Source organism: Salipaludibacillus agaradhaerens (genome assembly GCF_002019735.1).
Classification (GTDB): domain Bacteria; phylum Bacillota; class Bacilli; order Bacillales; family Salisediminibacteriaceae; genus Salipaludibacillus; species Salipaludibacillus agaradhaerens.
In genome coordinates, this window is the sequence record NZ_KV917378.1 from 2,665,203 (window position 1) to 2,690,460 (window position 25,258).

19 protein-coding genes and 5 pseudogenes are annotated in these 25,258 nt (G+C 36.6%); 12 read left to right on the forward strand and 12 right to left on the reverse strand.

Going from position 1 to position 25,258, the window contains the following annotated elements; all coding sequences use genetic code 11:
• The first annotated feature begins 1,597 nt into the window (after window positions 1-1,597).
• Window positions 1,598-2,392 carry a hypothetical protein gene (locus BK581_RS12395; RefSeq protein WP_078578474.1) on the forward strand — a complete coding sequence of 265 codons (795 nt, stop codon included), beginning with the start codon at window positions 1,598-1,600 and terminating at the stop codon, window positions 2,390-2,392.
• A gap of 406 nt (window positions 2,393-2,798) precedes the next feature.
• Here BK581_RS12395 and tnpC read toward each other — a convergent pair.
• A pseudogene (tnpC, locus tag BK581_RS20610) lies at window positions 2,799-3,985 on the reverse strand (IS66 family transposase); the annotation flags it as partial.
• Between the two features lie 119 nt (window positions 3,986-4,104).
• Window positions 4,105-5,399: pseudogene (locus BK581_RS12405) on the reverse strand (AbiJ-related protein).
• A gap of 70 nt (window positions 5,400-5,469) precedes the next feature.
• Between BK581_RS12405 and BK581_RS20615 the strand changes: the two are divergent.
• Window positions 5,470-5,639 (forward strand): annotated as a pseudogene (locus BK581_RS20615) (transposase); the annotation flags it as partial.
• A 115-nt stretch (window positions 5,640-5,754) separates the two neighbouring features.
• On the opposite strand, the gene BK581_RS12410 reads toward BK581_RS20615, so the two are convergent.
• The 3 genes from BK581_RS12410 to hsdR are packed head-to-tail and all read right to left on the reverse strand — an operon-like array spanning window position 5,755 to window position 11,779.
• Complete coding sequence (locus BK581_RS12410; protein WP_078578475.1) at window positions 5,755-7,056, reverse strand: restriction endonuclease subunit S; 1,302 nt, start codon at window positions 7,054-7,056, stop codon at window positions 5,755-5,757.
• The gene (locus BK581_RS12415; RefSeq protein ID WP_078578476.1) at window positions 7,049-8,533 is read right to left on the reverse strand and encodes a class I SAM-dependent DNA methyltransferase; all 1,485 of its coding nucleotides are present in this window, start codon (window positions 8,531-8,533) and stop codon (window positions 7,049-7,051) included. The genes BK581_RS12410 and BK581_RS12415 overlap by 8 nt, the downstream gene beginning before the upstream one ends.
• A gap of 3 nt (window positions 8,534-8,536) precedes the next feature.
• Window positions 8,537-11,779, reverse strand: coding sequence for a type I restriction-modification system endonuclease (hsdR, locus tag BK581_RS12420; protein ID WP_078578477.1), 3,243 nt, complete (start codon window positions 11,777-11,779; stop codon window positions 8,537-8,539).
• Window positions 11,780-12,605: 826 nt separating this feature from the next.
• Between hsdR and BK581_RS12425 the strand changes: the two genes are divergently transcribed.
• A complete protein-coding gene (locus tag BK581_RS12425) occupies window positions 12,606-14,162 on the forward strand; it encodes a T7SS effector LXG polymorphic toxin (protein WP_078578478.1) in 1,557 nt (518 codons plus the stop codon).
• Between the two features lie 20 nt (window positions 14,163-14,182).
• A complete protein-coding gene (locus BK581_RS12430) occupies window positions 14,183-14,689 on the forward strand; it encodes a DNA polymerase III (RefSeq protein WP_078578479.1) in 507 nt (168 codons plus the stop codon).
• 65 nt (window positions 14,690-14,754) lie between these two features.
• Here BK581_RS12430 and BK581_RS12435 read toward each other — a convergent pair.
• Window positions 14,755-14,847 (reverse strand): annotated as a pseudogene (locus BK581_RS12435) (IS3 family transposase); the annotation flags it as partial.
• Window positions 14,848-14,958: 111 nt separating this feature from the next.
• On the opposite strand from BK581_RS12435, the gene BK581_RS12440 reads away from it, so the two are divergent.
• Both BK581_RS12440 and BK581_RS20460 read left to right on the forward strand, forming a co-directional pair.
• Window positions 14,959-15,309, forward strand: a complete 351-nt coding sequence (locus tag BK581_RS12440; protein ID WP_078578480.1) for a transposase — start codon at window positions 14,959-14,961, stop codon at window positions 15,307-15,309.
• An 84-nt stretch (window positions 15,310-15,393) separates the two neighbouring features.
• Window positions 15,394-15,525 (forward strand): hypothetical protein, encoded by a 132-nt coding sequence (locus BK581_RS20460; protein WP_257822655.1) that lies wholly within the window; start codon window positions 15,394-15,396, stop codon window positions 15,523-15,525.
• 836 nt (window positions 15,526-16,361) lie between these two features.
• Here BK581_RS20460 and BK581_RS12450 read toward each other — a convergent pair.
• From BK581_RS12450 to BK581_RS12460, 3 genes are all read right to left on the reverse strand, one after another.
• A complete protein-coding gene (locus tag BK581_RS12450; RefSeq protein WP_078578482.1) occupies window positions 16,362-16,793 on the reverse strand; it encodes a cytidine deaminase in 432 nt (143 codons plus the stop codon).
• 585 nt (window positions 16,794-17,378) lie between these two features.
• On the reverse strand, window positions 17,379-18,347 hold the full coding sequence (locus tag BK581_RS12455) for an aldo/keto reductase (protein ID WP_078578483.1): 969 nt from the start codon (window positions 18,345-18,347) through the stop codon (window positions 17,379-17,381).
• Between the two features lie 39 nt (window positions 18,348-18,386).
• Window positions 18,387-19,202, reverse strand: coding sequence for an SDR family NAD(P)-dependent oxidoreductase (locus BK581_RS12460; RefSeq protein WP_078578484.1), 816 nt, complete (start codon window positions 19,200-19,202; stop codon window positions 18,387-18,389).
• Window positions 19,203-19,424: 222 nt separating this feature from the next.
• Here BK581_RS12460 and BK581_RS12465 point away from each other — a divergent pair, with 222 nt between their 5' ends.
• The 3 genes from BK581_RS12465 (at window position 19,425) to BK581_RS12475 (ending at window position 21,724) form a co-directional block, all read left to right on the forward strand.
• A complete protein-coding gene (locus tag BK581_RS12465; protein WP_017473620.1) occupies window positions 19,425-19,982 on the forward strand; it encodes a TetR/AcrR family transcriptional regulator in 558 nt (185 codons plus the stop codon).
• A gap of 550 nt (window positions 19,983-20,532) precedes the next feature.
• Window positions 20,533-20,889 (forward strand): MerR family transcriptional regulator, encoded by a 357-nt coding sequence (locus tag BK581_RS12470; RefSeq protein ID WP_245829030.1) that lies wholly within the window; start codon window positions 20,533-20,535, stop codon window positions 20,887-20,889.
• A gap of 16 nt (window positions 20,890-20,905) precedes the next feature.
• Window positions 20,906-21,724, forward strand: a complete 819-nt coding sequence (locus BK581_RS12475) for an SDR family oxidoreductase (protein ID WP_078578486.1) — start codon at window positions 20,906-20,908, stop codon at window positions 21,722-21,724.
• Between the two features lie 332 nt (window positions 21,725-22,056).
• Here BK581_RS12475 and BK581_RS12480 read toward each other — a convergent pair whose 3' ends face one another.
• Window positions 22,057-22,491, reverse strand: coding sequence for an SRPBCC family protein (locus tag BK581_RS12480; protein WP_078578487.1), 435 nt, complete (start codon window positions 22,489-22,491; stop codon window positions 22,057-22,059).
• A 570-nt stretch (window positions 22,492-23,061) separates the two neighbouring features.
• Between BK581_RS12480 and BK581_RS12490 the strand changes: the two genes are divergently transcribed.
• The 3 genes and pseudogenes from BK581_RS12490 to BK581_RS12500 all read left to right on the forward strand — a co-directional run.
• A complete protein-coding gene (locus tag BK581_RS12490) occupies window positions 23,062-23,304 on the forward strand; it encodes a hypothetical protein (RefSeq protein WP_245829033.1) in 243 nt (80 codons plus the stop codon).
• 38 nt (window positions 23,305-23,342) lie between these two features.
• Window positions 23,343-23,693: a transposase gene (locus tag BK581_RS12495; protein WP_078578488.1), complete on the forward strand. Its 351-nt coding sequence runs from the start codon at window positions 23,343-23,345 to the stop codon at window positions 23,691-23,693.
• Window positions 23,694-23,898: 205 nt separating this feature from the next.
• Window positions 23,899-24,177 (forward strand): annotated as a pseudogene (locus BK581_RS12500) (immunity protein Imm33 domain-containing protein); the annotation flags it as partial.
• A gap of 84 nt (window positions 24,178-24,261) precedes the next feature.
• On the opposite strand, the gene rpsI reads toward BK581_RS12500, so the two are convergent.
• Together rpsI and rplM are read right to left on the reverse strand one after the other, a co-directional pair.
• Window positions 24,262-24,654 (reverse strand): 30S ribosomal protein S9, encoded by a 393-nt coding sequence (rpsI, locus tag BK581_RS12505; RefSeq protein WP_078578490.1) that lies wholly within the window; start codon window positions 24,652-24,654, stop codon window positions 24,262-24,264.
• A 20-nt stretch (window positions 24,655-24,674) separates the two neighbouring features.
• Window positions 24,675-25,112 carry a 50S ribosomal protein L13 gene (gene rplM, locus BK581_RS12510; protein WP_078578491.1) on the reverse strand — a complete coding sequence of 146 codons (438 nt, stop codon included), beginning with the start codon at window positions 25,110-25,112 and terminating at the stop codon, window positions 24,675-24,677.
• Window positions 25,113-25,258: the final 146 nt, after the last annotated feature.

Consider the following 25,258-nt stretch of genomic DNA (forward strand, 5'->3'; position numbering starts at 1 on the left):
TTAATTTCTTCTGCGCTTAGCTTTGATAGTCCTTTTTGGTACGCTTCTTTTTCTGAGATAGTATCAGCACTACTTGTACTTCTAGAAGATAAACTTAAAATTACAGCAAGCCATAAAAATTAATAGTTTTTTAGCTTTACGCTGTCCGCTCCACCATTTGATTTAACTAAGGAATCCTATTAATTTTATTATAAGATAGCTCACTATGTATTTAGTCTCTTTCTACATTATTACACAAAATGTCAATAGATAGAAACATATTGGGATGGAGAGGCCTCTTAATCAAGAAACACTTCTTAGCATTTTCACTCACAGCTTTAATGAATCCTTCTATCACTTTGTTGTTTGCTACTGGTACTTCCATCAGAGATGTACAAGCTCGGCTCCGCCATACGGATGGATACCAATTATCATCAAAAATACAGTTGATTAGTCAGAGAATAAATACAGATTAAATAAAAAAACATTATTATTCAAAGAAAATATGTAATCCTTATTATAGCTGATGCAGACACTGATAAGAATATTCTAAAAGTCCAACCTGACTTTTTTATAACTTAAATTCATATCGACTATACCCACTCTACTTAAGGGTTCGGAATATGAAGAAACATCGTTGATTTTAAAGGTTTTCCAATAAATATAAAACACTATCTTTCAGCAAATTTAAATAAAAAATGCCATGAATGCAAACTATTTTTTCTTATTATTTATAAAATGCTATCTTTTTAAAGACGTTTCTAAATGAAGCATCTTTTATTTTAAATACTCATGACACAAATCATGATTAAATATAATACAGTGTTATAGAAGATTGACCATACTCCATCGGACTAGTACAACTAACCAGTTATTATCATTAAATAATTGTAAATGTTTAACTCAAAATAATTAATTAGTATTTATTTTATTGAGATAATGACATTATCAATATTTCATGATGGGGGGGGGCTATTATGAAGATAGATAAAATTAAATTAAAGGGCTTTAAAAAGTTTAAAGAAATAGATATTGATTTCAATTACAGAGAATGAAGTTGAGAAATCAACTATTCTTCGTGCAATTGACATTGTATTAAACAAACTAACTTCCTTTATGCAGATAATTCTGTACATAAATTCATTAAATTACAATTGACAGAAGATTTTTATACTCATCAAACAGGTATTAAAATTGTCTATGAATTTAATACAGATTTTACTAGTGAGGTAAATTTAGAAGAAATTGCCGATAATAGAATTGTTCCTAATGAATACTACAAAGCAACATGGAACACTTTTCAAGGAAAAAATTACAAAAGACGTATGTCTCCTATCAAAATGATATATTTAGATAACTCAACATTTAAAACATGATATTTTCGGTAATTACGCTAGGCAGAGCTACAACGCTAACATTGAAAAGAAAGATCATATAAGTATATCCTCTTTAAACAAATCTTGTCTAAGTTTCGTGAAGAATTCGATCATTTATTAACACTTCGAGAAAACTTGTGTTTGCATGTTTTTTGTTTCCTTTAAGATAACCATTATATATGACAATAACCCAATTTTATAGTATAATATTGTATTAATTGGAAGAAAGGATGCGTTTTATATTGGAAATTAGTTTATTAAGTACTATTATCACTACAATAGCTGCAATTTTTACAATTATTCAAATTACTAAGGAGCTTATTAAGCCTAGATCTTCGGCTTTACTCATACAAGAAAATGCTAGTGGAGATAACATTTATATTGATAACTCCACATCAATAAGCACCTCTACCACTATAAATAATCCTCCTATTGAGAACTATAGAAATTATGGCTTTGAAAGCAATGTTTTAAGGGTAGGTCTTGGCTTACTAGTAACTAGTATTTTGCTAAGTATTTATTCCTTAACTTATGAGTTTATTTCTTTGATTTGTTTTTTATTTCTAAGTATAAATATTTACAAGGATACTATTGTCCCTTTTGAAAATAAGCGGATTAAATTTCAATGGGTACTTCAGAAAATTACATATATTATCATGGTTTTTATTCTCTTCTTTATTCCCAAATCAGTAGTAGAGGTTATTGACCAAGTACCAGCCTTACACTTCGAATCTTTCGAAAGCTTATTGAACTCTCTAATTTTCAACATTAAGTTTACTTGGAAACTATATAATGATTCGATGTTAATTGTCCTAAGTGTAATTTGCCGTGTCCTAGTATCTCTTGGACTTATTTATTACTTCGTCGTCTCGATGGTAAGTAAACGAAAGATACATGAGGCTTATAACCTAAAAAGCTCTATCACTTTTATTATCATGATTTTATTAATAATTATAGGTTCAAATGTAGAGTACTTTTGGAATTTAGCAGAACCTTTAAGACATAATATAGAAATGTGGTTTAATCCACCTCAATAAAATCAATTGTCCGCTTATTCGCTAAATCGAGATACCACCGACGATCAAGTTTACCCGGTATCTCTTTTTTTGTTATGTCATCATTTTTAATAAAACAACGTTCGGGGCAATAAGCTATTTTTCGTTAGAACCCTTTTTTACTTTTCATTTCTTTATCGCTTTTATTAGTTGAAGCAAACACGCGAAATACCCTTTCATTTATTCGCTTCCTTCCATATCTTTCATAGTCATACTTGCTACTGATTTTCACGATCTTTTGAAACTTAATTAGTTCTTTGCAATTGAAAATCGTTTTTTCCCAATCGATTCCGTGAACGGTAAGCCCGAACTATAAAAAATAAGCGCTCCTTACGGAACGCATGGGAAATAGCCGTATTTTTCAATTTTTTTGAATATACGGCTTCGTTTATTTACTGCATGCTACTTGAATCATTTTGGACCAAAGGCATGTACTGATTTAAAATATCAGGTTTTTGATGGATATCGCTATTCGGTAAATCGGTCAAAAGTGTCTTTATGTATTCGTAGAAATCGATACCGTTACTTTTGGCCTATTCCGCGATACTCAAACAGATCGCATTTGCCTTTGCGCCAGCTTCACTGACCGAAAAAAGCCAGTTTTTTCTGCCTAGAACATTAGGGCGTATGGCGTTTTCGGCTGGATTATTATCGATCTCAATGCGACCGTCGTTCAAGAAAACTTTGAGGCCATTTGCTCGATTCAATGTGTATTCAGCTGCCTTGGTGAGGGCATTTTTTCCAAAGAAAGGTGATTTTTCAACCCACTTAAGAAGAAAATTTTCAACGATTGGCTTCGAGTATTTTTGACGCTTTTTCCTACGTTTACTGGAGATGAGTGTTTAAACGTCCTTTCTAGTTGATATAACTCATCACAATACTTGACATCGATTCGGCCATGTTTACTGTCATATTTTAACCAATAGCGCCCAACAATTGGCGAAGGTAATGCCGCCAATTATATCATAGGCAGAGTAACCATCACAAAATGATCTTTCCAGAATAACCCTCTATGAAAGACCGAACTCGTGATAGGGGGCTTTGGAAAAGAATCATGGTGGGGCCTTGGCTTGCACACTTCGATAGACCCTGTTATAGGCGTTAGATTGACCTGATTTCCCATCAAAACGACGGATAATTTGTGAATAGGTTTCGTCGACATGTAAGACAGATTTAGACATCATCTTCTCTTTCATTCGCTCGTAAATCGGTAATAGCCAGTCATGTACTGCACGAATAACCTAGTTAGAAAGGTTTTTATCATTTGTATTTAGTCCGTAACGTTCCCATTCATTGACCTGACGATAAAGTGGTAAGTATAGCGCAAATTTATCATGGATGACTTTGGCCAGTACGCTAGGCTTGCGATGCTACGTTGAATAGCTGGCTGTGACGCTTTCCCACGTTTTATTTGTGCCGACTTTTACAGTGTTTACATTCATATGCATGCTCAATGTGCTGCACTTTCTTCATTTTTGCAGGAATAAATGCAGCCTCTTCACGGGCAACACTATGACCAATTTCAAACATATGATTTTGGCAACAGTCACATACGATGTTTTCTGGATTATAATAGGATAGGGAGTCGCCACAGGATGTACTTCGTTATTACTTTAACCAAGGCTAATTGAATAAGATTTTTGAATTCTAAATGATGTAACCTTTTGGCTCCACTTTTGTCACGACCTACATTCCTACATAATTCTTCCATCGTCTAAATATTGAATCGCAATTGAAATTAAAGATAGACAACGTTTATAAAAGTAATCACTGTGCCGGTTATCTTCGATGTTAATTTTAGTGGTTTCATGATGACGAATCCTGAATTTATTACCAATTTGTGTAAGTTCTTGAAACTCTTTTTCAAACATTGTTCTGTAGGATTCTTCATGATTACTCATATCATCCACTATTCTTTTAACAGAATTTTTTTATCTAGAGTCGGAGAGTAATAAGTTTTCAGTCGTTCTAAAGCATCCCATAACTTCTCGACAGCAATTTTTAAATTACCTTCCTCATAATAATTAGCTGCTTCTTGAAGTAACTCTTTAAGACCTACCTCATGAACAGGGATATGAATATCGTATTTTATTTGACTAATAAATTTACTTTCCATTTTTCCATCAGTTAGCTTCAAAGAAATATTAATTAATTTCAATATTTGATTAAGCTTTATTTCAAAGTCCGTATCCTTATTGTATTTAGCAAACATCTCAATTACATCTAAAACGCAATACGGCGACCCATAACATACAAAATTTTCTAAACTATCAGTTTTTATATACTCTTGGTTTTCATTATAGCATTTAGGTTCATAAAACTGCTTAATCTCATTAAAAACTTCGTCACTGACTCTCGTATTGTAATTCCAGCCTGTTTCATCGGTTATCTGATATACATTATCATTTTTTTTCAAAAAATGATAAATTTGCTTTCGCGCATGACGTTTAATAGAGAATACTATTTTTCGATCTTTTATTGCCTGTTTATTACGTTGTGAAAAAGGAATAAATAATTTGTTCTCATCAGACTCAAAAATTCTCCATCCATATTCTTCACGATTTGATATCCTTCTAATTGGATAAAGCTCATATCCATCGTTTTGTAAAAGCTTGTTAACTTCATCAAAAAAATCTTTCCAATAACCTTTTTCATCTCTAACAACAGGATGGAATATTTCACAAATAAATCTTAAATACACTTCATCGCTTCCTTCTTTTAACTGGAAACGTTCATCTTCGAATACCCAACAAAATGGATAGTCATCATTATTTATAGTATGTTGCCAGATATCTTCTTTAGCATCTTGAAATCTTGGGTCAGTAGTTGGAAGACTAGTTAAGTCATAAATTCTTTCAAGAAACTCAAGTTCTTCCAATCGACCAAAATAAGGATAAAACAGCTTTTCTTCAAACCAAGAAATTCTTTCAATGCCATTTTGAAACAAGTCTAAGATATCACGTCTAGTTATTTCAGTAATCCTATTCATTTTTTTACCACCTTTTTAAAACAAACATAAAAGTACTCTATCAAACCAAATACATTTCTAGTTGAAATTAGAGATATTACAACTCTTCATGTATCCATATAATAACGGCTATATAGAAGGTATAAATAATACACAAAAGTTATTAAAAGTATGGCTGAAGGGATAGAGAGTTTTGAAAGGCTACGAAAGAAAATCCTGTGGAAACAAGTGGTTAGAACTCAAGCGAATCAACCCACTTAAGTTCTAAGACTCAGATTGGAAAAATCTACATCACAACTTTTGACAGAGGGCCTGAAATCTGAATAATAAACACTATTATATGTTTCTTGACCAGAATGAGGTCAAGAAATATTTGTTACTTTACCTGTTCTTGAAGGACTTCTTTTAGCAATTCGATCGCACTTTCTTCTGTCGGATCGTTTGTGCCGAGTTCACCACGGAAGGCTTTTGCAAGTATAGATGCCTTCAGATCCTCAATTGAAGTTACACTTTTCAAAATAGACATTGAGCTCTCTTCTTTTCTAACGAGATTTTCAATTTTATTTATCTTTTTCTTTAAGACATCCATAGGTGGTAGTATAATTTCGTGTGACTTGAGTTTTTCAAACTCAATACTATTAACAGTTGTACCAGACTTAGAATAATTATGTAATAAATTTTTCTCATTACCCTTTACGTACCACATGAGATATTTATTTACTATTTCATCGCCGGAATCAAAAACTTTCAAGTCTTGGTTCACTGCACACTCTGTAAGTAAAAATCCCACAGGGAGTGTTCTTTGCAAAATACCGCTTCTAACAACCATTACTACAGAACCTTTTTTAGCCAGTTTCGCTGATGAGTTTTCTAACCCTTCTTTAGTTATATAATCTTGTGTTCCAGAAATATATGTCTTTTTCATATCTTTAGCTGAAATCCACGGTATATCTCCATTCCAGTAATCATCTTTCGATTTACTAGGAGTTCCACCACCAAAAATATTAAATAACTCTTTTATTTTTATAGTTTTCCAGCTTTCTTCGGTTTTATTCTTATTCGCCTGCTCATCTAAAGTAGCTTTAATAAGGGTAGCTCGACGAAGTTCAAAGGTTTCCTTTGCTTCATCAATCAACCGCTTTGCTTCGTCAACTTTATTTAAAAGACTTTCCACTTTGTCAGCAATTCGTTTTTGTTCATTTAATGGCGGTAATACTAAAGGAGATGGATTTAAAGTTCTCCCTGATATTACAGGTTGAGCAGAAGAACTACTATATTTTTTTAAATCGTAATACGACAACATCCAATGAAGAAAATGTTCATCAAATATGCCACTGTTATATTTAACGATGAATGCATTATCAGTAATCCATGCTTTTGAAGGTGTTTTATGTACACTGCCACAATAGAATCCTACTCTACCTATAACAATCGTAGGAGAATCCACATTCCATTCTGAATGAAATCCAGTCACACCATTACCACCATATACCGGTATAATGCCGTCTTCATCCATTTGTTTTTTTGTTAATGACTTCCCAGACGCAATAGATAATACACTGCCAAATTTAACCCAAACCCAATTCCCTGGCACTTCATACGGCTGCTCTTCCTCAGGCACCAACGCTTCCTCCAACAATTCCTCTACTGTCTTCTGCTTCTTAACCTTCCTACTCATCACTACCCACCCCAGATGATTCAGCTACTTTCAGGACATCTGCTTTCGATTGGTTATAGCTTGTCCCTCCTTCAACCTCTCGAAGCTCTGCTACAACTTCATTCAACAATCCAACTGCTTGCTCTAACTTGGCAATCGCTTCTTCTGCTGAATCAATAGGGTCCGGTAAGTTTTCATAAGCTGATAAGGACTCATCTGCAATAAGTCCAATATCTAAGCTGTTATCCTTCTTTTGTATCTCTTCACGAGTAAAGACGTTAAAGCGTTCATCCTTTATACTTGATCTGTCCTCTGCTTCATACGCTGTTACAAATGCTTCAAAATGCTTTTCTGTTAATGGTGTACGTTTACCGAATTTAGGCATATTCGTTCGAAGATCATACACCCACACGTCTTTTGTATTGTCCTTGTCAGTGACACCACGGGTAAAGAACAACACATTCGTTTTAACACCTTGTGCATAAAAGATTCCAGTAGGTAATCGTACGATCGTGTGTAAGTTACACTTGTTCATTAAGTCTTCACGAATTTTCGCACCAATACCACCTTCAAACAGTACGTTATCTGGCAAAACAACAGCAGCTCGTGCTTGTCCATCTGGTTTTAACGCACGATAAATATGCTGTAAGAAGTTTAGCTGTTTGTTCGTTGATGTGAATGTTAAGTCATCACGAGTTGGCCGTTCACCGCCTTGTTTTGTTCCGAATGGCGGGTTAGTCAGAATCACATCATAATTTTTCAAGCTTTTACCCATTTCAGATAACGTATCACCCAATGTAATGTCACCTTGAATGTCATGTAACATGGCATTCATTAAGGCAAGGCGATGGGTATCCTTTACAAGCTCCACGCCCGAAAATGCTTGATGTTTTTGGAATTCCGCTTCTTTTTCACCTAGATCAAAATAATCATCCGTTTGTTCACGGACGTGGCGATCAGCGGCGATCATGAATCCGAACGTCCCTGCTGCCGGGTCATGACACCGTTCTCCAGCTTGTGGATTGACAAGTTTAACGATCACATCAATCAGAACACGTGGCGTGAAGTATTGGCCCGCTCCTGATTTTGTTTCACTTGCATTCTTTTCTAATAGACCCTCATAAAGGTCACCTAAACCTTCTTCTTTTGCACTATACCAATCAAGTTCATCAATGGAACGGACAATTTTTTCAAGGTTTTTCGGCTCATCAATATTCGTCTTGGCATTCGTATAGATTTGCTTAAAAAGCGCATTATCGTCATTACCTAAATCAATTAAAAGCTTTTGGTAATGGGTTTTCAGTTCAATGCCATGACGTGTTACGAGGGATTCCCAACGATAGTCTACCGGGATTGCCCCTTCATTGTTAGTTTCTTTCATCATTTTGAGAAAGAGTAAATACGTTAATTCTGTTACGTATTGATGATACGTAATCCCGTCATCACGTAAGACGTTACATAAGTTCCATAATTTCTGTACAATTTGTTGGTTACCCATATTTTAAGCTTGCTCCTTTTCATCATTAACATAGAGTGCATAGTTGATCTTACACACAATATCGTCCAGTTGTCCATCAAAGATCTTATTCAGTTGCTTATAGCCACCACGACTCTTAAATGGTTCCACATCAAATGCTTGTTCCGGGTCTGGATCGAGAACGGATTCTTTTAATAACTGCTTTTCTATTCTCTCCAGCCATGATTTTTGTATTTTCGGCCATGCTTTCATGCCATAGATTTTTTTCATGGCATTTTTAATGCGCTCTTCATGATCAATTAATGGATCACCTAGGGCTTGTTGACGGATAAAGCTAATAATATCGGCAGCAATGTCCTCATTTTTTGCATCTCGCCATGCTGTTTGTAGGCTTTTTTCCGTAAACCCTTTTTGGTCTAGGGCAATGCGCAGCTCACGTAGTTGGTTACGGGTAAGCTCCTTTGGTCTTGTACACACAATTTGCAAAGCAGGGATGATGTTCATGTTGTCTTCTATAAACTGGTTAAAGCTTTGTAAATAGTCTTCTGGTTTTTCTGCCTTACCGTATCCGCGCGTGACCTCTTTCACTTCATCTTCATGGGTTGAGATATATTGCAGGACAGGTCTCCCTCTATTCTCGTCAAGGTACTGCAGGATAGTTTGATGAGTTGTTAGCTTTTCTATGACTTTTTCCGGCTCTGATTGTTTCACCCAATCGACGAATTCGTTAATGGTTTGGCCACCAGACAGCACTTTAAAGTCTTCATGATCTTTTTCTTCCCAACGCTGTTTTTTCCGTTGGATTTTAGCAATAAGCTCATCTTTATGCTGCTCTTGTTGCTGTTTATCTTCAAGCTGTTCTAGTTCCTCCGCGATTTGTTGGACGGTCACTTTAGGACTTTTAACGACCGGTTTCATTGATGTATACGGTTTAAGTGACTCGTAAATGCCAACTGCGTCATATATAGAGAAATGATCTTTGCCGATGTCATCTTGCCTTCTCGTGGCACGACCTAACATTTGCTCATAAAGAATACGAGAACGGACTCTTCTTAGAAAGACGATGTTTGTAATTGACGGCACATCGACACCAGTTGTCAGTAGATCAACCGTTACGACGATATTCGGTAATCGTTCATTTTTAAACAGTTTAATCGCTTGTGATGGGTTCTTAATTGAACCGGTGATTTTCATGACGGCATTATCATCAATTGGGCCATGAATCTCTTCTAATTCTTCTGTAAAAATCCGCACAACCATATCAGCATGATCATCTGTCGCTGCGAAAATTAACGTTTTTCCAAGTCCAGTAGGATCAATATAGTTAGCTAATTCAGCTAAAATGACCCGATTAAAATTTTCAGTGATAACCATTTTATTAAATTGCGTCACTTCTAAATTCACTTCGTCCTCAAGCAATGCCGTTTCTATCTCACCGGTTTGAGTGTTATATACATCTACCGTTTCACCTTCAGACCATGAAATACCCGTTTTCTTTAAGACTGTCTCAAATTGATAAGGGGGCTCATGATCAATAAGATACCCATCGACAACAGCTTCACGATAGGAGTACGTAAAGACAGGCTCACCAAAGATATCAACCGTGTGTAGGGCTGGTGTAGCGGTTAAGCCAATTTTGGTCGCATCGAAATACTCTAACACTTGGCGATATTTACTGACGTAATCTTGATGGTCCCTAAACAACGCTTCAACCTCAGACATGTCTTTATCTAATGTGTACCCTCGGTGTGCTTCATCCACAATAATACAATCATATTGATCAACGGTAGGCGTGTCAGCATCATGTTCAGAATAGAACAACCGTTTTAGCATGCCTTGTACCGTTCCAATGTGAACTTTTGTTTCTGGGTTTGGTTTTATATCTTGTAACGATTGCAGTTCAAAAATTTCCGTAAATGACAGGAAGTTCTCTAGCTTGGAGTCTTTAAAAGCCGCTTCTGCTTGTTCTCCTAAGGCAGACCGGTCCACTAAAAATAAAATCCGCTTAAAACGATTATGTTTGATTAACCGATAAACAAGGCCAATCGCCATTCTCGTTTTACCTGTCCCTGTTGCCATGGCAAGTAAGATGGCGCGTTGCTCGCGTTCAATTGCTTTTTCAACGGCCTTGATTGCCTTCTCTTGATAAGGTCTTAAATTCAAATAAGCCAACGTTTCATCATGGAGCTTTTTATTAGCTCGATCTGCGTCTAACGTCAACAGCTCTTTAAGACCTTGTGGTGAATACCAGGCTTGAAGAGGACGGGGATGATTAGTTGGTTTTCTCGCATCTAAAAACCATACCCCTGATTTCTCTGCAAACTGTTGTCTGTATGGCTGACCATTGGTTGCGAATAAAAATGGCACAAAATAGTCACCATACGGCTCATAAATCACCTCATCTTCTACTTTTTTGACTAACCGCGCATAGTCTTTCGCTTGTTCAATATCAGAAGGAATGTTTTTAAGTTGTCTTTTCGCTTCGACGATCCCGATAAATTCGAGACCAACAAATAAAGCATAATCGGCAAACCCTTTTTTTAGTGGCCATTCAGCAATCGCTAAATTTTTACCCTTTTCAGGCCGTGTGCCTTTTCCATACCGAATCCGTTCTGAGTCTGCTTCCCATCCAGCATCACGGAGCTGTTCATCAATTTTTATACGGGTTTCCTCTTCGGTTAAATTCAAATGGCTACCGTATTTTCTAGAATGCTTCTTTCTTTCTAACTTATCTTTATCTGGTACAGCTAATTGTGCGTGTCGGAGCTTTTCAAGTTCGCTCTCCAGTTTGGCTACTTTCTCATCATAGGTAGCCGAGAGTTTTTTAAGCTCTTCCTCATCTACTTTATGGGTTGGAGTAGGTTCCTTGTACGTTGGTTCTACGAAGTCCCAAGCGCCATAAACTTGCATGAACCAAACGGCAAGGCGATATGCCATATGTAATAGTGCCTGTCCTTCTTTTTCAGTACCATATCCTTCATGCATCGCCTTATTCCCTTTTTTACGAATGATCTCAAGAATATCAATCAAATCTTCCGTAATCAGGTCTTCTCTTCTTAATGCACTTATTCTATCAGTTTGTTTCGTATCATATGTTTCTTTAATCTCTTCGTAAGCTAGGACATACTTCGTTAACGTCTCAGCAAATACGCGAAGTTTCATCAAGGTTGTGTTGGGATCATTAAATACGTTACTCTCTGCTGTCTCACCTAAGTTCGCTAAGATCTCCCATTTATCAGAAAGAAAATGAAAATTACTGTTACCCATAATACACCCCCTACTTTTATCACGATATCCCAAATTATATCATATAACTTTTTTACTATTAATAGGGACTCCTGCTTTCTATTGGGACTTCATTATTAAGGGTCTATGGGCGATCTCTCTCGATCAATAGACAAAAGAAAGTGATTTACGTTAACCATTTCCTTTTGCCTTTCATCATGGCCCTCATCTTTCCGAGAAGTTAAGCTCATGGTCTTCCTACCGCAATGTTTGTTCTAGATAGATCGGTATCTTTTTATAATTATTTTTTCATCTCGAAAAACCCCGGTAAACCCCCACAGGTAAGTGTAACCACTTTCCTCTCGTAGTTCCTGACCGTTGCCCCGAGATTTTGCGTCCGGCTTCCTTCAGATTCTAGATCACCCTAGACACCCTTGCCATTCGCTAACAGTTCCCACTGCCAAGCCTGTAGTGGACTTTCGCCACTTAGCTGTTAGACATGCCGGCACACATCAAAATAAACCCCGACCTTCTTAGGCGTTTTTTTCTTGCTAGAAAAGTATATTATCAAGCTACAAGGCAGCTAAAAGCCGTTGGTAAAAAACGCTTTGACGCATTACCCCGGGTATTCGAACATCTTATTAACCAGAGCAATGATAAAGATTGAGTAGGGGTTCACGTCCCCTACTCTTTTTTTATCCATTGACTAATAGTCTCTTACATGACCTTTATGTGCGAATGACTAACGACCTATATCATGCGCATCCCCTTAATATAAATACGTCTATTTCCTTATTTAACCTGCGTTCTCTTTCCATTATTATGTAGAGAAGACTACATAATTTAATAGAAAGCGAGCGGCTATTCTATGACTACGAAACAATTAGATGTAGATAAGGTTCATGAAGCGATTGATACAACGATTCAGGCGCTAAACGAAAAAGAAGATCAACTGCGCGAGATGGAAATCGCCCTTACTAATTTTGTGAACTTAGAAGCTGAGTTTAGAGGACAGGGTGGACAAGCTATTCGCGATTTCTATGCTACGTGTCACATCCCTTTCATTCAATTGTTAAGACTGTTCTCAGAAGATTATGAACACATCCTCCAGCAGATCAAACAATCTTTAGACTTTGTGGAACCAGCACCAGGCGGATTTATCGATCAAGCGTTTATAGAAAACGACGTCCAAGACGGGCTTGATCGGGTCAGTCAAACGGCCATGGCATTAACAGATTCGGCAAATGAGACACTAAGAAGTATTCAAGATATTATCTCTATCCCTCTTATTGATGATAGCGATGTCCAGCAGACCATTCATGTGGCTAAAAAGGAAGCCAATTCGGTTGTAGACAAAGTGTTGCAATTCGACCATACGGGTACCGTCTCGTTGCAGTCTATCAAGGACAACTTGAAGACATTAGGTAAGTACGTGATGGAAATGCATGAAGCCATGGGTGGCGGACATCTCAGCGTTAAAGATTTTTCAGTCGACCAACTCCATTACTTACCCACGCACAGTAAACTGACTGAGGTATTACAAGAGCGATCAACAGAGATTAAATCAACAGCTGATCCACGGGAGGAAGAACTGGTGATCCTCGAAGCTGAACGAGCAGCCATTGAAGCCGAGGAGCTAGCGCGACTCGAAGCAGAACAGGCTGCCATCGAGGCCGAGGAAGCACGCTTAGCTGAACAGCAAGCCTTGGAAGAAGTAGAAGAAGATAAATCGTGGTGGTCCAAAACAGTCTCAGCTGTCACGGATACGGTGGAGAAAACGATTGATACGGTTGGCAATGCGGCATCAAGTGCGTATAATTATGTCACAGAGAACCCCGCAGCCAGTCTTTCCGCCGTCGTTGATTTCGTGCCGGTCGTTGGTAATTTAAAAGCCGGTATCGAAGCTGCCACAGGATACGATCCTCTCACCGGTAGGCGCTTAGAGCCTTGGGAGCGTGCGGTAGCTGGTGGCGCTATTCTAGGCGGTGCGGCTGTAAAAGGCGCTTCAAAAGTTGCCAAGTTTGCGAAGAATACGGATAAGGTTGGGGATGTGGCCAGAGTGTCTACGGGTAATGCGCCAGTGCCTATTAAACAAGGTGGCGGTAGCAATCCTAAAGATTTTGTCAACCCACATTCTGAAAAACATATGTATGACCCAAGCAGACCATCTACTCCCAATAGGTCACAGTACGGGGAAAATGTAGATGTTTCCAAACTAAGGAAAGAAACAGTGGCTAATCCTGATAAAGCTTATTCAAACTGGCCCAATCCTAATAATCCAAACCCAAACAAAATAACTAAGTATTATAAGGAATTTGAAGGAAATATCAGTACACCTAATACACCGACTGGGAGTCATAGGGTATTTGATAACATAGGTAACCCAACTAGAAGCTCACATTTTCCTTATGTTCCAAGAAAATAAATATTAAGTAGGTGAGATACATGAGTAATTTGCTGTATCATGCATATTTGCCAGAAAATCACGATCATCATGTTTCGTTGGAAGAAATCATGAATGATGGCATTAAATCTTCTACTAAGTCAAACAATAGATATAGTAATGGTGGCATAGTGAAATTTGAGATAACAGAACTATTAAGACCTTCCAATACACCTGATTGGCTTAACTTTAAAGAAGCAATAGGTGTTGATATAACCAATCGTTTTTCCAAATCTTTTTGCTTTCCTATATTTACGGATAAAATCCTAGTATTTGATGGTGATATTTCTTTGTCGATCTATGATCAAGCATTTTATGAGGATTTGAAAGATTTTGATGAGGAAGCTTTTAATTTTGATACTGGAGAAACTATTGAACACTGGATTAAACTATACTGGGACAGTATGATGACACTTGAAGAGTATTTGATAAAGAAGCCTTATACAAAATCAGAATTGTTAATTTTTGAATCTATACCTAAAGACATAATTAAAATATGCGAAGAATAATTGTATAAAACTGGTGGATAAAGAACTGTCCTCTGTCTACTTGACTGGGGAAATAATAAAACGGATTAAGTGGCTTTAGCTCTATATTCCATAGGGCTAAGGCCATTTAGTCGTTTTTGATATCTATTATGATTGTAAAAATGGATGTAATCACCTATTGGCTAGAGATACTAGCGAACTTAGAAGAGTCTATAATCACATACCGAATTCTGCTTTAAAAGAACTTATTGAATTAAACAAAAAAATGTATCGAGAAATGAGGAAATAAAATGAATGATATTTTCGTTAAATCACTTTATGAGTCTATTGTTAAAGAGAATCTTCAACTGTACAAAGACATGTATGAAACAACAAATGTTACTTCTAAAACAGATGATTATTGGAGAAAAGCTATTGGTCTTTACGATAGTTTAACAGACGAAAATAAAGAGGCATTAATGAAGATAATTGAACAAACGATGATTGATAGTATTTCAAATATGCTAAGGGTAATTGATGGAAGTTCGACTTTGGAAAATTGTTCGTTAGAACCTAAATTACTGCTTGATTCTAAAGATACAAAAGGGGAACTCCAAGACTCGTTTTTAGAATTCATAGAAGAAATAGATAGTGATAGCTGATTGGATTTTTTATTTCAGAGATCTTCTTAAGCCTAAGCTACCGTGATACCCTTACGAGACATAGCGGACGCAAGAAAGATATACATGAAAGATGGCGTCTTCACATCTGAAAAGGAATATTCACTTAAGCAGGAAAAAGGATTAGAAGCTCCTGAGAGTTTATTTGAACAAGAAGATATAGATGTCTTTGATATTTATAGAAATTCAGTATTATAACCACAAGAAAAGAAGCGGCCACAGATCGTTCTTTTTTTATTTACATCATCACGAATAACCTGAAACACGTCTGTTTCAGGAAAAGGTCCGTCCTTCTCCCCCTTGGGTCAGTACAGCATTGAAAGATGGTTCTTTATATAATGGCGATCGCTCTATTATTCGTGGCGCAGTTTAGTAGATTTTCCGGAAAATCAAAATACGATATCGTATGCTGTACGCACTACATATCGTAGTGTAAGTAAAAAAATAAAAAGAGCAGGTGTTTTATCACCTTACCACTCAACCAATTGAAGAAATTATGTTTTCTTATGGATAATATTTTTTCTTGAATAAAGTACCTTGAGCATAATAACAAAATGTACAAACCATAAAATGATTAATATACCAATAACCGATTGTTTAAAAGCAGAATACTCCCCCCATCTTTGTAAATCTAGCACCATTATAATAAGAAAGACGCTTATTGAAGTTAATAATATAATAAGTTTCTGATTTTTCATAACTTACTCTCCCCCTGTAATTAAAATATTTCTTTTCAAGTATCCCTTTAGTTTATCATCATTTTCCAGTTATAGTTACAAAAAAAGAGCTGCAACATTGCAACCTGCAATTTTACTAACACTCTCCATTAGTTTGAGCAAATGTTTCACAAACTCCTTTGTAACTATTCATTTGGACAAAGTGTTAAATTACTTTAACCTTCATGAGGAACAGGTTAGTCCTTATTAACATGGATGAAACACCCCTTAAAAGCTACCTTCACTCTTCTCCCTGTTTGATGAATACGGACAGCCTAAAACGTATTCAACTATCGCATCCGTTTGTTAAAGATAATATTATTCTATATCACTTGTGTATTTTTCTGGTAACAGATCAATTGCATTACATTTAACTAATTCTCCATTGTAAAAAATAATTACATCAGTATCTTTTCCGTAGTCACTAATTAACTCCCGACACATACCACAAGGTGCGACAACCCAGCATTTTTCTATATCTTCGTGAGGATGAGGGTGAGCTACTGCTACAATAGTATCAAACTCGTGTTCACCTTCTGAAATGGACTTCCCGATTGCCATTGCTTCTCCACATACTGTAATTCTTCCAACGTTTGCTTCTACGTGAACAGCTGAAAAGATATTACCTGATGTGGTTCTAACCGCTGCACCAATGTGATGTCTTCCATACCTATAATTATTTTCAATAACTTTTTCTGCTTCTTTAATTAGTTCATAATCATTATTCTCAAGTGATCTTACTTTTAGCATAATTTTTCCCCCTGAAATATCTTTATAACTTTTCCCCCATTAGTTTAAATGCATTTCTTCACAAGCCCTGATTATTCATAACCTAATTTCAACATAAATAACCAAATCCCTTTGTAAAAAAAGGGGTCCAAATAACTTTATTAAGATTTAAAAGGGAAGAGGGAATTTTAAATTAAATTCCCTTTTGATTTTTTACTCTTCGGGAAAATATCTCTTAATTATTTCATTCGTTGTAGTCCCCTTTAGAACTAAACGAGAGACCAAAAAATATGCAGCTAAAATTCAGTTAGAAATCGATTCAAAGAGCATAAAAGCTCAATAGAATCATAAATTTGAAGAGGTCCAAAAAGACAGTTAGATTACTTAGTTAGCGATAAAGAAACAGAATGCCAAAAATATTATTCAACATTTTCTTGAATTAATTCAAACACAACCACCAAACCATACTTTTTTCCGCTTACTTGCTTATACTGAAGCAAGTAAAGGAGAGCTATTAGTTCTAAATTGATCTGATATTGATTTTATAGATAACTATAAATCGCTGCTCTTTAATAAAACGCTGTTTTTGGGCTCATAAGGGGGCTATTAGGATTGAGATGTACCTCTTCCACCAGCTGCCGTTCCCTTAGGTGAAATGTTTTCAATTTCCAGATAATCCTCCTGGGTTAGTTGAACTTGCAGAGCCCCTAGGTTTTCTCTTATTCTTTCCGCTTTTCTAGTGCCAGGGATTGGTACAATTTGATCCCCTTGACCAAGCAACCATGCCAAAGCAAGTTGAGCAGGGGAATAGCCTTTTTTACTAGCTAACTCTTGAATTTTAGTGACGACTTCTACGTTTTTGATAAAATTATCACCTTGAAACCGCTCATACTGACGTCGATAGTCATCCTCTGGTAAATCTTCAAATTTTTTAATCTGACCAGTTAAAAACCCCCGACCTAACGGGCTGTAAGGCACTAAACCTATTTCGAGTTCTTTTAATAATGGCAGAATCTCATCTTCTACTTCTCGGCTCCATAAAGAATATTCCGTTTCTACGGCTGATAGTGGATGAACCTTGTGCGCTCGTTTAATAATATCTGCAGGAGCTTCCGATAATCCAATATAACGGATTTTTCCTTCTTTAACTAGCTCGGATAAAGTGTCCACGGTTTCCTCAATGGCTGTATTAGGATCTAAACGATGCTGATAATAAAGATCTATATAATCTAATCCAAGGTTATACAAACTCGCATCCACTGATTTCTTAATGTATGCCCGATCACCCTTATAGCCTTGAGTATGTGTAATACCAAACTTTGTAGCGATAATTGCTTTCTCACGCCTATCCTTTAGCGCACGTCCAACTAATTTTTCGTTTACGCCAAATCGTTGCTCTGCATAATCACCATAAAGATCTGCTGTGTCAAACATGGTTACACCCATATCCAACGCTTCGTGAATGACACGTACGGATTCGTCGTCATTTGGCATGAGCATCGTACCAAGACCAAGTGCAGATACCTCTAATCCTTGTTTTCCAAGACTTCTTTTTGCAATGTTTTTATATGCCATTCTCTCGACCTCCATAAAAGTTATTGTATCTCTTTTGACTTATTGCTTTACGATTGAAGCAGGTATTTGTATGTCTGCAGGGCGAGTCACCCGTTCACCCATAATTGCAGTAAATTTTCGTGGCATAAATCGACTAGCTTGAGCGATCCAATAATTTTTGACGCCGTCTATGATGTAGCTCCGTTTTTTATCAATTCCTTTAAAACCAGCTTTCACGACCGATTCAGGAGTCCCATTAATTCCTCCTGGCATATTTTGTGTGCCGATAACATCGAAAAATTTCGTTTTTGTTGTTCCAGGGCACAGTGCCAAGACACTCACGCCAAGGTGTCTATTCTCTGCGAAAAGTGATTCGGTGAATGACAGAACAAATGCTTTTGTTGCTGCATAGGTAGCCATGTAAGGGATCGGTTGAAAAGAACTTAGCGAAGCAACATTAACAATAATCCCCGTCTTTTGTTGTTGCATGTATGGTAAGAACTGATGCGTCATACCAACAATCGTAGATATATTAAGGTTTATCATCTCTTGTTCCTGGTCGTTTCGGATCGTTTCAAAACGGCCATGAGTGCCAAATCCAGCATTGTTAATTAAAATATCAACGTTTAAATTGAGATCTTCAATTTGTTGTGCCAAAGATGCTACTGAATCCGCTTTCGATAAATCTGTTGGTAAAGGATATGTGCGAATTCGATAAGCACTGGATAACTCTATTGCCAATGCCTCTAACTTTTCTTTTGAGCGTGCCACTAAAATGACATCGCTCCCTTTAGACGCTAATTCCTTTGCGTATTGTTTTCCAATTCCGCCTGAGGCGCCCGTTACTAGTGCCACTTTTCCTTTGTAATCAAACAAATGAATGCCTCCTTTAAAAGTAAAGTTGAATAAACAAATATTAGAATGTTTATTCTAACAAAGAGTATAATACCTTTGGAAATAATGCAAGAGAAAACTTTCGACATCGTAGAAAATTACCGTTTTAAGCAATTTTATTAGTTTTTAAATAAAAACACTTAAATTGACTAATCTCTTGTTTGTGATAAAATATAGAATATACATTCCGATAAGAGGTGCAAAATGGGAAAACGAGAAGATATATTAACTGCAACATTAGATTTAATAACAGAAGAAGGTTTACAATCAGTGACATTTTCAAAAATCTTCACGAAAGCAAATGTTGGTTCAAGCACGTTCTATCATTATTTTAGTAATAAGGAGGACGTAGTGAGTGAGGTTTTTGTTAACGCACGGACGCATATGGGTGAATACATCCTAAAAGAGTATGATGATACTTTAACAACATACGAAAAAATGAAGGCAATATTGTTTAATATGGCCGAATTTGGATTTAGTCACCCTCAAGAAATGTTATTGATAGATAATTATTGTGATTCTCCTTTTATACCAGAAGAGATAAGAAAACAGCCGGTTCCTGCGGATGAAATTATCTTACAAATTATCGTAGAAGGGCAGAAGCACGGCATCGTACGTGACATGGATCCAATTTTTAGTTGTCATATTGTGATTGGCATTATCACATCGGTAATAAAAGGAGACTTAACGGGGAAATTTCGCCTGGATGAAAATAAAATTAAACAGACGGTTGAGATCTGTTGGAAGGCAATTAAAGTTTAACCTATAAAAAAGGGCATCCATGTATCTGACTTTATCAAGGATGATCTCGCTTATGATAAAGAAAAAGGAGAAGTGCTATGCCCTTTTTTGTAATGGCATGAATGTGAATAGCGAAAGTTGTCCCCAAGTGATTTACAGACGCTTGGCGGTTTTGTTCTCTCTACATTTTTCGTATTGTCCAATTTTCAAAAATAAGAGTCTCATTTAACATATTTAATCCCTTGACATAGAGTGTGCTCTAGCTGATAAGCTTAATTAAATTTAAATAGAAGAGTCAATTTCATCATTCTTCTTTCATTACAAAACTGGCCATTACAGCTCTTTTGTACCTTAGCAAAGTATTGAGCAACCCCTTCGCTGTAAAAGTAGAACCCCATAAAGGCTTGTTTGTCTTCAGTTAATGGAGGTTTTGCTTCCTTAAGGATTCACCTACTGTCATTACAAGTTAACTAATTATTCACGCTCGATTTCACTTAATTAATTAACGAAAATGACTCGGTTATTTTTAGTATTTCTCATGATGAAATTGATTCAGAAAGGAGGATGGCGTTTGAAAATTGGCCAACTCGCCAAAGAGACTGGATTATCAATTCACACACTTCGCTACTATGAAAAAGAGGGTATTCTCCCACCGGTTAAGCGTAATGAAAAGGGTATTCGCATTTATGATTACGAAGACGTTGAATGGATCAAATTTGCCCGTTGCCTTCGTGAGGCTGGAATGGGAATTACAGAAATGAAGAAATTTGCTCAATTAACCCAACAGGGGGAAAAATCAAAAAACGAGCGGATAAATCTGCTTAGACAACGAAACACTCACCTTCAAAATCAGATAAAAGAATTAACGCGCTACATGGAACTTATAAATCGCAAAATTGACCTATATTCTTTATCAACAGAAGATTAAAGAGGAGGGACTAATAATGAAAACGATATTGATTACTGGTACATCAGCAGGAATTGGAAGAGCTACAGCCTTACATTTTGCACAAAAAGGGTGGCATGTCATTGCAACGATGCGTTCTCCTGAAAAAGAGAAAGAGCTTACTAAGATTGAGAATATTTTTGTCACCGAGCTGGACGTTGAAATGAAAGAATCAATTGACAAAGCGATTGAGCAAGGAATTAAGACATTCGGTAATATTGATGTCATTGTAAACAATGCGGGATACAGCGCATTTGGAATATTCGAAGCTGCAACAGAAGAACAAATTCAAAGACAGTTTGACGTCAATGTTTTTGGTTTGATGCGAGTAACAAAAGCGATCCTCCCCCACTTCAGAAAAAATCATCAGGGCCTCATTATTAACATTACCTCTGAGGGAGGCAGAATTACCCTTCCACTGTTTTCACTTTACCATGCTACCAAATTTGCCATAAACGGATTTACGGAATCTTTAATGTACGAACTAGCTCCTCAAAATATTCGGGTAAAGATTATAGAACCAGGACCAACAAGAACTGAGTTTACAGGCAGGTCTATGGATACGCTTCAGAGTAATCAGCTGACCGAATATAGTGATTTCGAGCAAAAAGTCGGATCAGTTTATGAAAGCTTATTTGACCTTCAAGAAGTCCCACCTCCGAATATTGTTGCTGACTTGATTTACAAGGCAGCAAGTGATCCAACCAATCAACTGAGATACAATACTGGCTCAGATTTATTAATGGAACGTGAGGAAATGAAAGATGATGAATTTATAAATAAAATGAGTAAAAGATTTAATATTGAAATTCCGTAATTTTTCAAGCAAAAGCTAATACTCCGATTACATTTATTGGTACCAAGAAGAAAAGCGTACAGCTTTAACAAATCATCTTAATAGATAATTTACCTTTTTCCAATAAGTTTCTCTTTTTATTACGTAACTTTTACATTTCAAGGTGAATTACCTTTCTTCCTTATTCAAGAATATGGCCCTACTCATTAGGAAAGAGCGTAATTCTTTTTTTAGAAATACGCCCGATCGTAATATAAGGTCAGCCAGTTTTTTCTGGTTGACCTTTTGTTGCATAATAATTAAACAGATGCTGTATATTCGTTCTTTCCGAAAATTCAGGGACGTTTTCTTCTCTAAAGAGTTCTTTCTTGGTAAGGTGTGCCTTTCCCAAGCTCACAGTACTGCTTCAAGCTCAGCAAAAACATCGCCCAGTTGTAATTGCAAAACTTGTAACATGACGTAATTTCCTTCCACTGGGCATGGCTAAAATCAACCTTTGTGGTACCGTTAGATTCAGTTAATTCAAATGTGATCGTAGTCCCGATCCATTCCAGATCGGCATCAGCGTCCACGCATTCCCAGCTGACTCGCTTGTCCGGAACAAGCTCAATAACTTTCATTTTGGCTGTATCATTAGGACCAAAGCGAAACTCATTCACCTTTCCAACGACCGCTTCCACTTTCAGATCCTTTGTCCATACTTCAGACAAACCTTCCTTCGTTGTTAATGCTAAGTATACTTGATGGGCTGGTGTGTTTATTTTTTGCAATTGCTCAATACTTTCCATACGATTCAACCCCTCTTTCATATTATAATCCCTTTAAAATAACTAAAACTATACATTCGGTGAAAGTGTAACATATTTTAAGAGGCATGATTTATTAAATATTGCTATTAAGGCGATTTCATTATTCCACCAATGAATGCTTAATCGACTATATACCGAAGTCATACCGTTCAAGTATATCATTGTCTTGTCCGAGATTTTTCTTATAGTATGTTTCTATATTCACTTCCCAGTGCGGCAGTTAAAGGAGCTTAAAAAGTTGCCAAGTTTGCGAAGAATGCAGATAATGTTGGGGGTGTTGTCAAGACAACAAGTAATTTAAACAGAAAAGGAACACTAACAAAAGTTAAAGACTTGGCAGACCTCCCTCGTTCACAACAGCTTACTCGGCAATGGCGGGTAGGAGATGATATTACTAAAAAAGGATATGAGTCTAAAAATTATAATTATAGTACAAATAAGACGCATCATGGGCGTTACTATGATACGATACACCTCATGGTAAAAAAGTAGTAGTCGAGCATACAAATGACAAAATAGCTCATACACATGCTGGAAGACCCCATCCAGATGAAAATCAATGCAGGACAGAAAGCCGCAATGAAGAAATTAGGAGATAATTATAATTTAAATACTGCACCTGCAATTGATGTTCCAAAGAAGGTGGGGTACACCATTAAAGGACCTTATGGAATAATTTCAAGAAGTACAAAAGGAATAGATAATCCTAGACAGTTATTGGCTATAGATACTAGGGAGCTTAGAAGAGTCTATGATGACATACCAAAATTCTTCTTTAAAAGAACTTATTGAATTAAACAAAAAAATGTATCCAAAAATGAGGAAATAAAATGAATGATATTTTCGTTAAATCACTTTATGAGTCTATTGTTAAAGAGAATCTTCAACTGTACAAAGACACGTATGAAACAACAAATGTTACTTCTAAAACAGATGATTATTGGAGAAAAGCTATTGGTCTTTACGATAGTTTAACAGATGAAAATAAAGAGGCATTAATGAAGATAATTGAACAAACGATGATTGATAGTATTTCAAAGATGCTAGGGGTAATTGATGGCAGTTCGACTTTGGAAAATTGTTCGTTAGAACCTAAATTACTGCTTGATTCTAAAGATACAGAAGGGGAGCTCCAAGACTCGTTTTTAGAATTCATAGAAGAAATAGATAGTGATAAATAAATGGATTTTTTATTATAGAGGTCTTCATAATGAGCACATTTTAAATATTTAAATAGTTGAATTGAATTCGATTACCTTGATTGGCTTTATACCTTTCAAGGTTTATTTGTGATATTTGGGAACATGGTACTGATGATATGAAAAAAGTTATGGAGGTGATTAGTTAAGAAAGAGCAGTGGTTTAGGTGGTAGTGTTGTATCGAATCATATTTTAAAAGGTGTAGGTAAAATAAAATGGTGCATTAAAGAAGCCCCTGCGGACGACCTTGATAATGGATGGAGGTTTTTGTCTGATAGCGATACAGAGGAATTTCTTGCAGATGCATCAAATATGTCCATTTGTGACTGGGGAATTGTTGTTGAAATTGAGCCTGCAATTATGAGTATTTTTGATATGCCAGTTGGCACAGATATCACTTTAATAAGAGAAAACAATAAAATGTATTTTGTTCATACTGATTCGGGAGAAGAAGTCATTTTATAAAAAGATGGTCATTAAACCGAGAAATTAAAAAACCTCCCTGCTCCATAAGAGCAAAGAGGGCTGAACCTTTTGATATAAGGTTTATTAACGTTTTGAGAACTGAGGTGCACGACGTGCTGCTTTAAGACCGTATTTCTTACGCTCTTTCATACGTGCGTCACGTGTTAGGAAGCCTGCTTTTTTAAGTGGCTGACGGAAATCTGGGTCAGCTTTAAGAAGTGCACGGGCAACGCCGTGACGGATAGCGCCTGCCTGTCCTGTGTATCCACCGCCGTCAACGTTAACGAGCACATCGTATGTGCCTTCCGTTTGAGTTTCAACAAGTGGTTGTTTTACGATAACTTTTAATGTTTCAAGGTCAAAGTAGTCGTTGATGTCACGGTTGTTGATCACGATTTTACCGTCTCCAGGTACGAGACGAACACGTGCAACAGAGTTCTTACGACGACCTGTTCCGTAGTATTGAACTTGTGCCAAGAAAATTCCCTCCTTCTATATTAACCGCGTAATTCTAATGTTTCTGGCTTTTGAGCTTGGTGTGGGTGCTCGCTTCCAGCATAAACATTTAATTTCTTAGCCATTTGACGGCCAAGAGATCCTTTTGGAAGCATGCCTTTAATAGCAAGCTCGATTAAACGTTCTGGTTTACGGTCACGCATTTCACCTGCAGACATTGATTTCAATGAACCAGGGTAGCGGCTGTGACGGTAGTACATTTTGTCTTGAAGTTTGTTACCTGTTAAGTGAATCTTTTCAGCGTTAATCACGATGACGTGATCACCTGTGTCAATATGCGGCGTAAAAGTGGGCTTGTGCTTACCGCGAAGGATGCTCGCAACTTCAGAAGCTAGGCGTCCAAGTGCTTTACCTTCAGCGTCAACCACGAACCACTTGCGCTCCACGTCTTGTGGCTTTGCCATATATGTTGTACGCATTCGTTATTTCCCTCCTACTAGTCAAAAAACTATCCAAATCTAACTGTCATTTCAACGATCGATTCCGTACCCGGGGCTAGTGGGCATAAGAATACCATAGATCATCATATAATATATGAAGGGCCATGTCAACCTGAAAATACACC

Excerpts from the sequence above, each read along its gene's own strand:
- BK581_RS12410 (WP_078578475.1), bottom strand. The coding sequence starts at position 7,056 with ATGAGTAGGAAGGTTAAGAAGCAGAAGACAGTAGAGGAATTGTTGGAG.
- BK581_RS12415 (WP_078578476.1), bottom strand. The coding sequence starts at position 8,533 with ATGGGTAACCAACAAATTGTACAGAAATTATGGAACTTATGTAACGTC.
- hsdR (WP_078578477.1), bottom strand. The coding sequence starts at position 11,779 with ATGGGTAACAGTAATTTTCATTTTCTTTCTGATAAATGGGAGATCTTA.
- BK581_RS12425 (WP_078578478.1), top strand. The coding sequence starts at position 12,606 with ATGACTACGAAACAATTAGATGTAGATAAGGTTCATGAAGCGATTGAT.
- BK581_RS12430 (WP_078578479.1), top strand. The coding sequence starts at position 14,183 with ATGAGTAATTTGCTGTATCATGCATATTTGCCAGAAAATCACGATCAT.
- BK581_RS12440 (WP_078578480.1), top strand. The coding sequence starts at position 14,959 with ATGAATGATATTTTCGTTAAATCACTTTATGAGTCTATTGTTAAAGAG.
- BK581_RS20460 (WP_257822655.1), top strand. The coding sequence starts at position 15,394 with ATGAAAGATGGCGTCTTCACATCTGAAAAGGAATATTCACTTAAGCAG.
- BK581_RS12450 (WP_078578482.1), bottom strand. The coding sequence starts at position 16,793 with ATGCTAAAAGTAAGATCACTTGAGAATAATGATTATGAACTAATTAAA.
- BK581_RS12455 (WP_078578483.1), bottom strand. The coding sequence starts at position 18,347 with ATGGCATATAAAAACATTGCAAAAAGAAGTCTTGGAAAACAAGGATTA.
- BK581_RS12465 (WP_017473620.1), top strand. The coding sequence starts at position 19,425 with ATGGGAAAACGAGAAGATATATTAACTGCAACATTAGATTTAATAACA.
- BK581_RS12475 (WP_078578486.1), top strand. The coding sequence starts at position 20,906 with ATGAAAACGATATTGATTACTGGTACATCAGCAGGAATTGGAAGAGCT.
- BK581_RS12480 (WP_078578487.1), bottom strand. The coding sequence starts at position 22,491 with ATGGAAAGTATTGAGCAATTGCAAAAAATAAACACACCAGCCCATCAA.
- BK581_RS12490 (WP_245829033.1), top strand. The coding sequence starts at position 23,062 with ATGAAAATCAATGCAGGACAGAAAGCCGCAATGAAGAAATTAGGAGAT.
- BK581_RS12495 (WP_078578488.1), top strand. The coding sequence starts at position 23,343 with ATGAATGATATTTTCGTTAAATCACTTTATGAGTCTATTGTTAAAGAG.
- rplM (WP_078578491.1), bottom strand. The coding sequence starts at position 25,112 with ATGCGTACAACATATATGGCAAAGCCACAAGACGTGGAGCGCAAGTGG.